Below are 13908 nucleotides of genomic sequence, written 5' to 3'. Positions count from 1 at the left end.
ATGAAATTTACAGCAGCACAAATAGCAGAGATACTTGAGGGAGAAATTGAGGGTAACCCCGATGTAGAAGTATCAGAATTAGCTAAAATTGAAGAAGGAGGCGAAGGTTCCCTAACCTTTTTAAGCAATCCTAAATATACTTCATATATATATTCTACACAGGCTTCTATCGCAATAGTTAATAGTGATTTTGTAGCCGAAGAACCTATAAACACTACGTTAATTAAGGTGAAAGATGCTTATAAAGCATTTTCTACCTTGCTGGAATATTACAATCAAATTAAACTGAACAAAAAGGGAATTGAACAACCGAGTTTCCTGTCTGATTCGGCGAAATTTGGAGATAATATTTATATAGGTGCTTTTGCCTATATTGGTGAAAACGTAAAAATTGGGGACAATGTAAAGCTTTATCCCAACGTTTATATTGGGGATAATGTGGAAATAGGGGATAATGTAATTGTTTTCCCGGGGGTGAAAATTTATTCTGAAACCATTGTGGGTAATAATTGTGTTATTCATAGCGGAGTTATTGTTGGAGCCGATGGATTTGGTTTTAGTCCGGGAGAAGATGGGAAGTATACAAAAGTACCCCAAATTGGAAACGTGATAATTGAAGATTATGTAGATATTGGTGCCGGGACCACTATAGACCGTGCAACCTTAGGATCTACAATTATAAGAGAAGGGGTGAAGTTAGATAACCAAATTCAAATTGCCCATAATGTAGAAATTGGTTCTCATACGGCCATAGCGGCACAAACAGGTATAGCCGGTTCTACTAAAATTGGTAAAAATTGCTTAATTGGAGGGCAGGTTGGTATTGTTGGTCACCTTCAAATAGGAGATAGAGTGAAAATACAAGCTCAGGCTGGTATTGGCCGAAATGTGAAAGATGATGAAATGTTGCAAGGCTCTCCAGCCTTTGGTTACGGAGATTTTAATAAATCTTACGTGCATTTTAAGAACTTACCTAAAACTATAGATACACTTAACCAATTAGAAAAAAAGATTAAAAATGGCATATAAACAGGCGAAACAACATACTATAGATAGGGAGGTTTCCCTTGAAGGGGTTGGGCTGCATACCGGTCAGAAAGTAAAAATGACCTTTAAACCTGGTCCGGAGAATACCGGTTATGTTTTTAAAAGAATGGATCTGGAGGGAGAACCTCAGATAGAAGCAGATGTAAGCTATGTAGTGAATACAAGAAGAGGGACAAACCTTGAGAAAAATGGGGTGAAAATTCAAACCTCAGAGCATGTGCTTGCAGCTTGTGTAGGGCTTGATATAGATAATATTTTAATTGAGTTAGATGCTTCAGAGCCACCAATTATGGATGGTTCTTCAAAGTTTTTTGTAGAAGCTTTAGAGAAAGCAGGAATAGTTAGCCAGGAAGCAGAAAGGGAAGAGTATATAGTAGATCAGGTGATTTCTTATCATGATGAAGAAAGTGGAAGCGAAATTATCGTGATGCCATCAGAAGAGTACCAGGTCACTGCTATGGTAGACTTTGGCACAGAAGTACTGGGCACTCAAAACGCTTCGATTAACCATCTTTCAGAATTTAAGGATGAAATTGCTAATGCAAGAACGTTTAGCTTTTTACACGAACTTGAAGCACTTTTAGACCACGGATTAATTAAAGGAGGTGATTTAAACAATGCTATTGTTTATGTAGATAAAGAGATAAACGAAGATACCTTAAAGAAACTAAGAAAAGCTTTTGAAAAAGATGATATTTCCGTTAAACCCAATGGAATTCTTGATAATTTAACGCTGCATTATCCTAATGAGGCAGCACGACATAAGCTTTTAGATGTTTTGGGAGATTTGGCACTTATAGGTACACGTATTCGTGGAAAAGTAATTGCCAATAAGCCGGGACATTATGTAAATACCGAGTTTGCTAAAAAACTATCTAAAATAATTAAAACTGAAAAAAGGAATAATGTTCCAAAAATAGATTTGGATCAAAAACCTTTAATGGATGTGAATGCCATTATGGATATTTTGCCCCATCGCTCACCATTCCTTTTAGTTGATAAAATTTATAGCTGTACCGATAGTTGCGTGATTGGTTTGAAGAACGTAACCATGAATGAGCCTTTCTTTGTGGGGCATTTCCCCGGAAAACCTGTAATGCCCGGTGTACTTCAGGTAGAAGCAATGGCTCAAACTGGTGGTATTTTAGCATTGAAATCTGTTCCAGACCCAGAAAATTACCTTACTTATTTTATGAAAATAGATAATGTAAGATTTAAACAACAGGTAGTACCTGGAGATACTTTAATATTTAAATTAGAATTACTTGCGCCTATTCGCCGGGGAATTTGCCAAATGCAAGGCTCTGCTTATGTAAACGGAAAATTAGCCACCGAGGCCGTATTAATGGCGCAAATTGTAAAATCAAAATAAATTATATGAACCAGCCTTTAGCTTACGTACATCCCGGAGCCAAAATTGCTAAGAACGTAGTAATAGAACCTTTTACCACTATTCATAATAATGTAGTGATAGGCGAGGGATCCTGGATAGGGTCTAACGTAACTATAATGGAAGGTGCCCGAATAGGAAAGAATTGTAGTATTTTTCCGGGAGCCGTTATTTCTGCCATTCCGCAGGATAAAAAATTTGATGATGAAGATACTATTACGGTTATTGGTGATAATACTACTATTCGAGAATGTGTAACCATTAATAGGGGGACTACAGACAGAATGAAAACCGTAATAGGGAAAAACTGTTGGATAATGGCTTATTGCCATATTGCGCACGATTGTATTGTGGGCGATAATTGTATCTTTTCTAATAACAGTACGCTTGCCGGCCATATAAATGTGGGAGACCACGTAGTATTGGCAGGTATGGCGGCAATTCAGCAATTTTGCAGTATTGGAAGACACGCCTTTGTAACAGGAGGCTCTTTGGTTAGAAAAGATGTTCCTCCGTTTGTTAAAGCGGGAAGGGAGCCTTTATCTTATGTTGGTATCAATTCTATAGGTTTGCGTAGAAGAGGGTTTACTACCGAAAAAATTAGGGAAATTCAGGATATTTTTAGAATTCTCTATCAAAGAAACTATAATAATACACAAGCTGTAGCTATTATTGAAGCCGAAATGCAAGCAACGGCAGAAAGAGACGAAATTTTAGAATTCATTAAAAACTCACAACGAGGTATCATGAAAGGATACTTTAGTTCAAATTAAAAGAAATTTAAATGGCAAGTACAAGTGATATTAGAAACGGATTATGCATTCGTTACAACCACGATATTTATAAGATAGTTGAATTTTTACACGTAAAACCCGGAAAAGGTCCTGCTTTTGTACGTACCAAACTAAAAAGTGTAACCACAGGGAAAGTTGTAGAAAATACATTTTCAGCGGGACATAAGATAGACGATGTTCGTGTAGAAACTCATAAATTTCAGTATCTATATAATGATGATGAATTTTATCATTTTATGAATGTGGAGGATTACACTCAAATTCGTTTGGTGGAACAAGCTTTAGATCAACCTAAACTTTTAAAGGAAGGCGAAGTGGTTACAGTAATAATCAATACCGAAGATAATGCACCGCTTTCAGTAGAAATGCCTGCAAGTGTAATATTGGAAGTAACACATACCGAACCTGGTGTAAAAGGAAATACTGCCACCAATGCCACTAAACCGGCAACTGTAGAGACAGGTGCAGAGGTGAATGTTCCTTTATTTATAAATGAAGGTGATAAAATTAAAGTAGAAACAGATAAAGGAACTTATAAAGAAAGAATTAAAGAATAATTTTTTAGTCTTTCAAAAAGTTTTAGGCCAGACTGAACTTGTTTTAGCTTCTAGTTTGTTTAGATATTAAACGCTTAGACTCTGAGATAATCTCCAAATACCGGAGCAGGATGGCTAATTTTTTATAATTAGTATATGAAATTTCCCCAGGAACATAGCTTACAACAAATAGCAACTATTATTGATGCCGAGTATATTGGTGACGCTAATTTCCCGGTAACCGGGATGAATGAAATTCATGTGGTGACACCCGGGGATATTGTTTTTGTAGATCATCCAAAATATTACGATAAGGCTTTAAATTCGGCTGCTACTGTAATTTTGATTAATAAAAAAGTAGCTTGTCCCGAAGGTAAGGCTTTGTTGATTTCAGAAGATCCTTTCTCCGATTTTAATAAGCTTACTCAGTACTTTAAACCTTTCAAAAAAGCTGATAAATCTATATCAGAGTCGGCTCAAATAGGAAAGGGTACTCATATTCAGCCCAACACGTTTATTGGCAATAATGTAAGGATTGGCAGTAATTGCCTAATTCACTCAAATGTTAGTATATACGATAATACTATTATTGGAAATAACGTAATTATTCATTCCGGAACTGTTTTGGGAGGAGACGCTTTTTATTATAAAACAAGACCACAAGGCTTTGATAAATTAAGATCTGGTGGACGCGTAGTAGTAGAAGATAATGTTGAAATTGGAGCTAATTGCACTATAGATAAAGGTGTTACCGGAGATACTACCATAAAAGAGGGTACTAAGCTTGATAACTTAATACAGGTTGGCCATGATACGGTTATTGGCAAAAGATGTCTTATTGCCAGTCAGGTAGGGATTGCCGGGGCAGTAATTATCGAAGACGAGGTGACCGTTTGGGGGCAGGTAGGAATGCGTAGCGGAATTACCGTAGAAAAAGGTGGTGTTCTTATGGGGCAGGCTGGAATTACAAAATCTACTAAAGCAAACAAAGTATATACAGGAAACCCAGCAATGGAAGCCAGGGCTAAATTAAAAGAATTGGCGCTTTTAAAGCAATTACCTAAATTGCTTGAGAAATTAAAATAATAAATTTATGGGCGTACAAAGTAAAGAGATTGTTGAGAATTTTTATATATCCCTATTTAAAGACGAAAAAGGAGCTCTAGACAATTACTTACATCCCAATGTAAATCTTTCCTGGTACGGTACCACCGGATTTAAAAAGCTGGATTTCGACAAAATATTAGAGCTTAGGGATAATCTAGGAAAGAGTTTCGAATCGCTTAAGGCCGAAGTGGAAAAGATTGTCGAAGAAGACAATCAAATAGCCATACACTTTACCTACCATGTAAAAACAATAGAAAATCCCGACGAAGAAATGCCACTGGCCCACTTTATGGCTATTTGGGAATTAAAAGATAACAAACTTCTTAAGGGTGTTCAAATTTCACAACTGGGTGAAGAAATAGACGGTAGTCCATGGACTTAATTTTGAGTTCTCAAATAATCTGATTTTTAGGCTTGAATTTTACTTAATTTTAAGATTAAAGCCTTAATAAACTTCATAAATCACTTTATCTTTCATTTTTAAAAACTTACTTTTGTAATCGCAAAATCAAAAAAAATATGAGCGTTTTAGTCAATAAAGATTCAAAAATAATAGTTCAGGGATTTACCGGTAGTGAAGGTACTTTTCACGCTGAACAAATGATAGAGTATGGAACCAACGTGGTTGGAGGTGTAACTCCTGGTAAAGGAGGTCAAAAACACCTTAATAAGCCTGTTTTCAATACGGTATCTGATGCTGTTGAAAAAACTGGAGCCGATGTTTCTATAATTTTTGTACCACCAGCTTTTGCAGCAGATGCTATTATGGAAGCAGCAGATGCCGGAATAAAAGTAATTATCACGATTACCGAAGGTATTCCGGTGGCAGATATGGTAAAAGCTTACGATTATATTCAGGATAGAGATTGCCGTTTGGTAGGGCCTAACTGTCCAGGTGTAATAACTCCCGGAGAAGCAAAAGTTGGTATTATGCCAGGTTTTGTTTTCAAAAAAGGTAAAGTAGGGATTGTTTCTAAATCTGGTACTTTAACTTATGAAGCTGCAGATCAGGTAGTAAAACAAGGTCTTGGAATCACAACTGCAATTGGTATAGGGGGAGATCCAATTATTGGAACAACCACCAAAGAAGCTGTAGAATTATTGATGAACGATGAGGAAACCGAATGTATTGTAATGATCGGTGAAATTGGAGGTCAATTAGAGGCAGATGCCGCAACCTGGATTAAAGAAAATGGAAACAAAAAACCGGTTGTAGGTTTTATAGCCGGAGAAACAGCACCTGCTGGCCGTACTATGGGACATGCAGGAGCTATTGTAGGTGGAAGCGAAGATACTGCACAAGCAAAGAAAGCTATTCTTAAAGAAAATGGAATTCATGTAGTAGATTCACCGGCAGAAATTGGGAAAAAAGTAGCCGAGGTAATGAAGGGCTAAAACCTTCCTAAATCATATTGAAATCCTCCTGTATTTAGTGTTTCACCAAATACAGGAGGATTTTTTATTTCTTGGTATTAGCTTTTGTTATATTTGAAACTGTTTAATTAACATCAATCTTTTTATAAATATGAAATTATTAGAAGGGAAAAATGCCATAATAACCGGTGGTAGCCGTGGAATAGGCAAGGGAATTGCTAAAGTTTTTGCCCAGCACGGTGCTAACGTAGCTTTCACTTATAATTCTTCAGCTGAGTCTGCCAATGCATTGGCAGACGAATTGGGCGAATTGGGGGTAAAAGCCAAAGCCTATCAATCTAACGCAGCGAGTTTTAAAGAAGCCGAACAACTTATAAAAGATGTAGCCGAAGATTTTGGGGCTATAGATATTCTGGTAAATAATGCAGGTATCACAAAAGATAATCTCCTTATGCGAATGAGCGAAGAAGATTTTGATAAGGTTATTGAAGTGAACCTAAAGTCGATCTTTAATATGACCAAAGCTGTACAACGTACCATGTTAAAACAGCGTAAGGGAAGCATTATTAATATGAGTTCTGTAGTAGGTGTAACCGGTAACGCGGGTCAGGCAAATTACGCTGCTTCAAAAGCCGGAATTATTGGTTTTTCTAAATCTATGGCCCAGGAACTTGGTTCAAGAAATATTAGAACCAACGTTATTGCCCCCGGATTTATAGAAACAGAAATGACTCAAAAGTTAGACGACAAAGTAGTTGATGGCTGGAGACAGGCAATTCCTTTAAAAAGAGGTGGAAGCCCAGAAGATATAGCTAACGCCTGTGTGTTTTTAGGGAGCGATTTAAGTGCTTATGTTACCGGGCAGGTACTTCACGTAGATGGGGGGATGCATACATAGATAGGTTAGAAGTTAAGAGTGATTAGTTATTAGAACTTTTAACTTTTACCCGGAAAGGATTAACTATCTTCACTTTAATGGAGTTATCTAAAATTTTATTTATCGCCCTGGCTGCATTGATTGCGCTGGGGTTTGCTTTTTTTCAATACCTCTATAAGTCTAGAAAAAGAGGTAGGGATACTTATATTCTTTTTTCATTACGCTTTTTTTCGGTTTTTATACTTCTTTTGCTGCTTATTAACCCTAAAATTGGTTTTACCAGCTATAAGTTAGAAAAACCTATGCTTATTTTGTTGGCAGACGATTCCTGGTCTATAAATCATCTTAAGCAGGAAGATAGCCTTAAACTTATACTGGAAAGCTTTAAGTCTAACGAAAAATTAAATAAACGTTTTGATCTCGTTCAGTATAACTTCGGAAAAGAACTCAAATCGGGCGATATTAATGACTTTAAGGATACTGAAACCAATATTTTTTCGGCATTAGAAGGGGTTGAAGCACTTTCTAAAAAAAGGAAATCGGTTATTGCACTAATATCCGATGGAAATCAAACTTCCGGTCGTAATTTTGAATACTTTAATTCTAAAAATACAGAAATTTACCCCCTTGTAATTGGCGATACCACACAATATCCCGATCTGGAATTAACCAGGTTAAACCTAAATAATTACGCATTTTTGGATAATCGTTTTCCGGTAGAAGCCTTTATTTCATACTCGGGAGAAGATGCGGTAAATACCAGGTTTGTTATTAAAGAAAACGAAAAGGTTATTTTCTCTGAAGAGGTTTCGTTAGATAACGATAATAATTCTGTAATAATCCAGGCTGAACTTCCCGCCACAAATTTAGGAGTACTTTCTTATAAAGCTGAAATTGCGCCTTTGGCAACCGAAAAAAACCAGGCGAACAACATTAAAAGTTTCGCGATAGAAGTAATTGATGAGCGTACTGAAATTTTGCTGCTAAGTGCTATGTCGCATCCAGATTTAGGAGCCATTAAAAAGGCTGTAGAAACCAACAAGCAACGGCAGCTTGCCATTAAGTATATTGGTGAAAATGACCTTATCCTGGAAGACTATCAGTTAGTAATATTATACCAGCCCAATGCTGGTTTTTTATCTGTCTTTGAAGAGTTGAAGAAGAATAACCAAAACTATCTTCTTATTACCGGCACAAAAACCAATTGGAATTTTATAAATAATATTCAGGATTTTATAATAAAAGATTTTACGAATCAAAATCAGGAAATATTCGCGGTGAGAAATCCAAATTTCAACCAGTTTCAATTTGAAGATGCTGTTTTTTCAAATTTCCCCCCGCTTGAAGATAAGTTTGGTAATATTGAGTTTGAAAGTAATAGTATTGAAAGTATTTATTTTCAGGAAATTGAAAATGTAGAAACCACACAACCTTTATTGGCTATACAGGGCAATGCACAGCGTAAAATAGGCTATATTTTTGGAGAAAATATCTGGCGTTGGCGTTCGGCTAGCTTTTTGGAAGATAAATCTTTTGAAGCTTTTGATAATTTCTTCGGAAAACTGGTTCAAAACCTGGCCTCTACAAAGCAACGAGAGCGATTAACTTTAGATTACGAGTCTTTTTTTTATGAAAATGAATCGGCTATAATTAATGCGAATTTTTTCGATCAAAACTATCAGTTCGATCCAAAGGCTAACTTACTAATTACGGTAGAAGATTCTTTAAACAGCTTTGAGTCCCAATTTATCTTAAAAAATAATACCTACCAGGTAGATTTAGGTGGTTTACCACCAGGTATTTATACTTTTCAGGTTAACGAAGCAGAAACCGGGCTTTCTCGTTCGGGAAGTTTTGGAGTAATAAGTTATAATATTGAGCAAAAATTTATTTCAGCTAACAAAAATGCAATGCAGGCCTTAGCTGAAAATTCTGGAACGAGGATTTTTTACCAAAATCAAACGCAAGAATTTATAAATAGGCTTTTAAATGCCGATAAATACAAGCCTGTTCAAAAAAGCCAACAAAAAGACGTACCTTTGATAGACTGGTTTTACCTTCTATTTCTGCTGGTTTTAATACTGGCAATAGAATGGTTTTACAGAAAGTATAAAGGATTAATTTAAATTTAATTTATATATGGAAAGATTACCCAAGCTTGGAGTTCCTATTCTTATAGGAATCGTTATTTTAATAATTTTTGTCGCAAAATCTACCGTTACAATTGGTTCTGGTGAGGCAGGGGTTTTGTATAAAACCTTTGGAGGTGGTGTGGTTACCGATGAACCGCCTTTAAATGAAGGTTTTCACCTTGTAGCACCCTGGAATAGAGTGTATGTTTATGAAGTAAGGCAACAATCTTTAGAAGAAAAAATGCAGGTTTTGAGTTCTAATGGTCTTGAAATTAAGCTAGATGCTTCTACCTGGTTTCAACCTTCTTATGAGCAACTGGGAAAACTACATAGAGAAAAAGGCGAGCAATATATTCAGCGTTTACTTCAGCCCGCAGTTAGATCGGCCGCAAGGGCGGTGGTAGGAAGGTATAATCCTGAGCAATTATATGCGAGTAAAAGAGAAGCGATTCAGAAAGAAATTTTAGAAGAAACTCAAATTTTACTTAGAAATCAATATGTGCAGGTAAATGAAGTTTTGGTGCGAGATGTATCCCTTCCGCCAAATATTAAAGATGCAATTGAGCGTAAACTACGCCAGGAGCAAGAATCTTTGGAATACGAATTTCGTTTAACTAAAGCTGAGCAAGAAGCTGAAAGACAGCGTATTGATGCTGAAGGTAAAGCACGAGCCAACGATATCTTGAATGCCTCTTTAACCCCAAATATCCTGAAAGAAAAAGGAATTCAGGCAACGCTGGAATTGGCCAGATCGGGTAATTCTAAAACCGTGATTATAGGTTCGGGTGAAGATGGAATGCCTTTAATTTTAGGTGGAGGAAATTAAAATAATGAAAATGAAATCTATTTTCTTAAATTTTGCAAGGCTTTCTATTTTTATAGGAAGCCTTGCTGTTTTTGCCCAAACCACTTCGGTTACCAATTCCGGGACACTTCAAACAGCTAGTCCTGTTGAAGTAGGAATATCTTCAGAAAGAATACAGAAAATTGAAGAGATGCTTCAATTTGCCATAAATGAAAATCAAGTACCGGGTGCAGTTGCCCTAATTGCCAGGGATGGGAAAATTGTTCTTCATAAAGCCTATGGAGATGCAAATGCATCGGGAAAAGAACTTGAAAAAGATGCGATTTTTAGATTGGCCTCACAAACAAAAGCCATTACAGCCACTGCAGTTATGATGCTATGGGAGGAAGGGAAGTTTCGTTTAGACGACCCTATTTCTAAGTATATTCCCGAATTTGAAAATCCAGTAATTTTAAAAGATTTTAACGAAGCAGACAGTAGTTACACCTCGACACCGGCTAAAAATGAAATTACTATTCGGCATCTCTTAACCCATACTTCGGGCTTGGGTTATGGAAGGATAGATGGCGATCAGCGTATGAAGAAAATTTACTCCAGGGCAGGAATAGTCGAGTTATTTACCGAAGAAGACATTAGCATTGGTGAAAATGTAAAGAAAATGGCCGCTTTGCCCTTACACCATGAGCCCAGTGAAAAATTTACATATAGTGTAGGATTAGATGTTTTGGGTTATTTTATCGAGGTAATTTCAGGGCAGGATTTTGATACATTTCTGAAAGAAAGAATTTTTGATCCCCTACAAATGAACGACACAAGATTTTATCAGCCTTCATCAAAAAAAGATCGTCTGGTGGCGATTCAGCATAGAAAAGATGGCAATTGGAGAAATTTTCCGAATACATTTTATAATACGAATTATCCATTAACAAAAGATGGTACTTATTTTTCAGGTGGTGCAGGGCTATCGGGTACGGCAAAAGATTACGCCAAATTTCTTCAAATGTATTTAAATGGAGGGGAGTATAATGGTACTCGTTTGTTAAGCCGAAAAACAGTAGCTATTATTATGGGGAACCAGGTTGGGGAAAAGTTTAATTTTCCGAATCAGTATTACGGTCTCGCTTTTGGCGTGATAACAGAAATAGGAGAAATAACCGGAGGGCAGAGAAGTGCCGGTACTTTCGATTGGGGTGGCTATTTTAACACGCAGTATTTTGCCGATCCCCAGGAGCAGGTAATCGGTATTTTGTTGAAGCAAACACAAGGAAATACCGGCGATGAAACCGCCTGGAAATTCAGGCAAATGCTTTTTAGTGCTATTGATGATTAATTTGAAATTCGAGAATTAATTATATTGTTTTAGACAAAAATTGATAAAAAATAAGAAAGCTGTTTTGCAGTTTAAAATTTATATTTAGATTTGTAATCACAATGAAGAATTTTCAATTACATCACCATCATATTTATTACTGCGCTCAGGCGAGGTAAATTTGGTGTGTTGTAATTTTCAGCATATTTGAAACCCGTTTGAGCTATTCAAACGGGTTTTTTTATTGGCACCGCCAAAGGGTGTAATACCCCGAGGCTTGCCTCGAAATTAAAAATTTGTTTTCAACGAATGCCTCGTGGGCTTGCCCCGAGATAGTTTACTTTATAACCAACAACTAAAGCGTAAAAGAAATTTAAAAAATGAGCCAGGAAAAATTAAGGATTGCTATTCAAAAATCGGGTAGATTAAATGAAGATTCCCTCAAAATACTGAAAGATGCCGGTATTTCTATAGATAATGGAAAAGAACAACTTAAAGCTTCATCACGTAACTTTCCGTTAGAGGTAATGTATCTTAGAAATGGTGATATACCACAGTATTTAAGAGATGGAGTGGTTGATGTAGCCATAATTGGCGAGAATGTGCTAATTGAGAAAGGAAAAGATATTATTCAGGGTGAAAAACTTGGGTTTTCAAAATGTCGTGTTTCTTTGGCTGTGCCAAAATCTATGGAGTACAATAGCCTTAAAGATCTTGACGGCAAAAAAATTGCCACTTCTTATCCTAACACGGTAAATGAATTCCTGGAGAAGAAAGGTATTACAGCCGAACTTCATATCATTAATGGTTCGGTAGAAATAGCTCCTAATATTGGGTTAGCTGATGGTATTTGTGATATTGTTTCCAGCGGTAGCACTTTGTTTAAAAACGGATTAAAAGAGGTAGAAATTATGTTGAAGAGTGAAGCCGTGCTCGCTATTTCTCCTGAAATTTCAGAAGAACGACAGCAAATTCTAGAGAGATTGCAATTTAGATTGAAATCGGTTTTAAATGCGCGTACTTCTAAATATATTTTACTGAATGCTCCCAATGAAAATTTAGAAAAGATCATCGAATTACTGCCTGGAATGAGAAGTCCTACAATTCTTCCGCTTGCCGATGAAGGCTGGAGTTCTATTCATACCGTGATTAATGAAGAACGTTTCTGGGAGGTAATAGATGAATTAAAACAAAATGGTGCCGAAGGTATTTTAGTTGCACCTATAGAAAAAATGGTACTTTAAGATGGAAAAATTTTATAATCCTGCTAAGTCTGAATGGGCCAAAATTTTAAAAAGGCCTACGCAAACTATAGAAGATATTGAAGAAACCGTAAACCAGGTTTTTAGTGAAGTAAGAACAAAAGGGGACACCGCAGTATCAAAATATACCGAACTTTTTGATGGAATAAATCTTTTGCAAACAAAAGTTACACAAGAAGAAGTAACTACTGCTGCCGCTAAGGTTTCCAACGAATTGAAAGATGCTATCAAATTGGCTAAAAGCAATATCGAAAAATTTCATGCTGCACAAAAAACCGATAGAATAGAGGTTGAGACAACTAATGGAGTAAAGTGCTGGCAGGAAAAAAGGGCTATTCAAAAAGTTGGATTATATATCCCGGGTGGAAGTGCTCCTTTATTTTCTACAATTTTAATGTTGGCTACTCCTGCAAATATTGCCGGCTGTGAAGAAGTTGTACTGTGTACGCCGCCAGATAAAAATGGAAATGTACATCCAGCCATTTTATATACCGCAGAATTATGTGGTGTGACTAAAATATATAAAGTTGGTGGGATTCAGGCAATTGCTGCAATGACATTTGGTACCGAAACCATCCCAAAGGTCTATAAGATTTTTGGTCCCGGTAATCAGTTTGTTACCGTGGCGAAACAATTGGCAACTCGTTATAATGTGGCTATAGATATGCCGGCAGGTCCTTCTGAATTACTTGTTTTAGCCGATGATTCTGCCAATGCAGCTTTTGTTGCCTCAGATTTGTTAAGCCAGGCCGAACACGGGGCAGATAGCCAGGTAGTGCTTGTTTCCAACTCTAAAAGTTTAATGGAAGAGGTAGAGAAGGAAGTAACCAATCAATTAGCAGTTTTACCAAGAAAGGATATTGCCGAAAAGGCCATAGCCCACTCCAGGCTAATATATGTTGAAAAAGAGAAAGATGCTCTGGATTTAATTAATGAATATGGCCCGGAACACTTTATTATTTGTACGACTAACGAAAGTTTTTTCACCGAAGGTATTCAGAATGCAGGCTCGGTTTTTATAGGAAATTTTACTCCCGAAAGTGCCGGAGATTATGCTTCGGGAACCAACCATACCCTGCCCACAAATGCTTATGCCAAACAATATAGCGGAGTGAACTTAGATAGTTTTATGAAGAGTATGACTTTTCAAAAAATATCTGAAGAAGGTATTCGTGAAATTGGTCCTGCCATTGAGTTAATGGCAGAAGCCGAAGGTTTGGCAGCCCATAAAAATGCGGTGAGCTTACGGTTAAAAGAATTAAAGTAATACTAAAA

13 protein-coding genes are annotated in these 13908 nt (G+C 36.6%); all 13 read left to right on the top strand.

Annotated features, from left to right (window positions below; translation table 11 throughout):
- The 13 genes from lpxD to hisD all read left to right on the top strand — a co-directional run bounded on the left by lpxD (position 1) and on the right by hisD (position 13900).
- Positions 1-1029, top strand: coding sequence for a UDP-3-O-(3-hydroxymyristoyl)glucosamine N-acyltransferase (lpxD, locus tag I6U50_RS03280; RefSeq protein WP_198637832.1), 1029 nt, complete (start codon positions 1-3; stop codon positions 1027-1029).
- Positions 1019-2419 carry a bifunctional UDP-3-O-[3-hydroxymyristoyl] N-acetylglucosamine deacetylase/3-hydroxyacyl-ACP dehydratase gene (locus tag I6U50_RS03275; protein ID WP_193709689.1) on the top strand — a complete coding sequence of 467 codons (1401 nt, stop codon included), beginning with the start codon at positions 1019-1021 and terminating at the stop codon, positions 2417-2419. The genes lpxD and I6U50_RS03275 overlap by 11 nt, the downstream gene beginning before the upstream one ends.
- Before the next feature lie 5 nt (positions 2420-2424).
- Positions 2425-3210 carry an acyl-ACP--UDP-N-acetylglucosamine O-acyltransferase gene (lpxA, locus tag I6U50_RS03270; protein ID WP_193709688.1) on the top strand — a complete coding sequence of 262 codons (786 nt, stop codon included), beginning with the start codon at positions 2425-2427 and terminating at the stop codon, positions 3208-3210.
- A gap of 11 nt (positions 3211-3221) precedes the next feature.
- Complete coding sequence (gene efp, locus I6U50_RS03265; protein WP_193709687.1) at positions 3222-3788, top strand: elongation factor P; 567 nt, start codon at positions 3222-3224, stop codon at positions 3786-3788.
- A 135-nt stretch (positions 3789-3923) separates the two neighbouring features.
- Complete coding sequence (locus I6U50_RS03260) at positions 3924-4853, top strand: UDP-3-O-(3-hydroxymyristoyl)glucosamine N-acyltransferase (RefSeq protein ID WP_198637831.1); 930 nt, start codon at positions 3924-3926, stop codon at positions 4851-4853.
- A 7-nt stretch (positions 4854-4860) separates the two neighbouring features.
- The gene (locus I6U50_RS03255; RefSeq protein ID WP_193709685.1) at positions 4861-5256 is read left to right on the top strand and encodes a nuclear transport factor 2 family protein; all 396 of its coding nucleotides are present in this window, start codon (positions 4861-4863) and stop codon (positions 5254-5256) included.
- 137 nt (positions 5257-5393) lie between these two features.
- Positions 5394-6269 carry a succinate--CoA ligase subunit alpha gene (gene sucD / locus I6U50_RS03250; protein WP_198627273.1) on the top strand — a complete coding sequence of 292 codons (876 nt, stop codon included), beginning with the start codon at positions 5394-5396 and terminating at the stop codon, positions 6267-6269.
- Between the two features lie 130 nt (positions 6270-6399).
- Positions 6400-7146, top strand: coding sequence for a 3-oxoacyl-[acyl-carrier-protein] reductase (fabG, locus tag I6U50_RS03245; RefSeq protein WP_198637830.1), 747 nt, complete (start codon positions 6400-6402; stop codon positions 7144-7146).
- 77 nt (positions 7147-7223) lie between these two features.
- On the top strand, positions 7224-9251 hold the full coding sequence (locus I6U50_RS03240) for a VWA domain-containing protein (protein ID WP_198637829.1): 2028 nt from the start codon (positions 7224-7226) through the stop codon (positions 9249-9251).
- A 13-nt stretch (positions 9252-9264) separates the two neighbouring features.
- Complete coding sequence (locus I6U50_RS03235) at positions 9265-10083, top strand: prohibitin family protein (RefSeq protein ID WP_198637828.1); 819 nt, start codon at positions 9265-9267, stop codon at positions 10081-10083.
- Between the two features lie 10 nt (positions 10084-10093).
- Entirely contained in the window at positions 10094-11392 is a 1299-nt protein-coding gene (locus I6U50_RS03230) for a serine hydrolase domain-containing protein (protein WP_198637827.1), read from the top strand.
- A 359-nt stretch (positions 11393-11751) separates the two neighbouring features.
- A complete protein-coding gene (gene hisG / locus I6U50_RS03225) occupies positions 11752-12615 on the top strand; it encodes an ATP phosphoribosyltransferase (RefSeq protein WP_198627269.1) in 864 nt (287 codons plus the stop codon).
- Between the two features lies 1 nt (position 12616).
- A complete protein-coding gene (gene hisD / locus I6U50_RS03220) occupies positions 12617-13900 on the top strand; it encodes a histidinol dehydrogenase (protein WP_198637826.1) in 1284 nt (427 codons plus the stop codon).
- Positions 13901-13908 lie beyond the last annotated feature (8 nt).

This window comes from Salegentibacter maritimus (assembly GCF_016236975.1).
GTDB lineage: Bacteria > Bacteroidota > Bacteroidia > Flavobacteriales > Flavobacteriaceae > Salegentibacter > Salegentibacter maritimus.
This window is presented reverse-complemented; position numbering and strand designations above follow the sequence as displayed.